Origin of the sequence: Brevundimonas diminuta (assembly GCF_039673845.1) — a bacterium.
In the GTDB taxonomy this organism is placed as follows: domain Bacteria; phylum Pseudomonadota; class Alphaproteobacteria; order Caulobacterales; family Caulobacteraceae; genus Brevundimonas; species Brevundimonas diminuta_E.
On sequence record NZ_JBDJMK010000026.1, the window covers coordinates 1 to 535 of the forward strand.

The 535-nt window shown below is 65.6% G+C and carries 1 protein-coding gene; it reads left to right on the forward strand.

The genetic code is table 11. The annotated features are described in order from the left end of the window. A partial coding sequence (locus tag ABE454_RS16200) for a GTP-binding protein (RefSeq protein WP_346533100.1) occupies positions 1-535 on the forward strand: 535 nt, incomplete at both ends.

Consider the following 535-nt stretch of genomic DNA (forward strand, 5'->3'; position numbering starts at 1 on the left):
GGCGAAGGCCGGCGGCAACAAGGCGATGAACTACGCCGACATCGACAACGCGCCGGAAGAAAAAGCGCGCGGCATCACCATCAACACGTCGCACGTCGAGTATGAGACGGCCAACCGTCACTACGCGCACGTCGACTGCCCGGGCCACGCCGACTACGTGAAGAACATGATCACGGGCGCCGCTCAGATGGACGGCGCGATCCTGGTGTGCTCGGCCGCTGACGGCCCGATGCCGCAGACCCGCGAGCACATCCTGCTGTCGCGTCAGGTCGGCGTTCCGGCGCTGGTGGTGTTCCTGAACAAGGTCGACATGGTCGACGACGAAGAGCTGCTGGAGCTGGTCGAAATGGAAGTGCGCGAGCTGCTCAGCTCGTACCAGTTCCCGGGCGACGACATCCCGGTGGTCAAGGGCTCGGCCCTGGCTGCCGTCGAAGACCGCGACGCCCACATCGGCGAAGAGCGCATCCTGGAGCTGATGGCGGCGGTCGACGCCTACATCCCGCAACCGGAACGCCCGATCGACATGCCGTTCCTG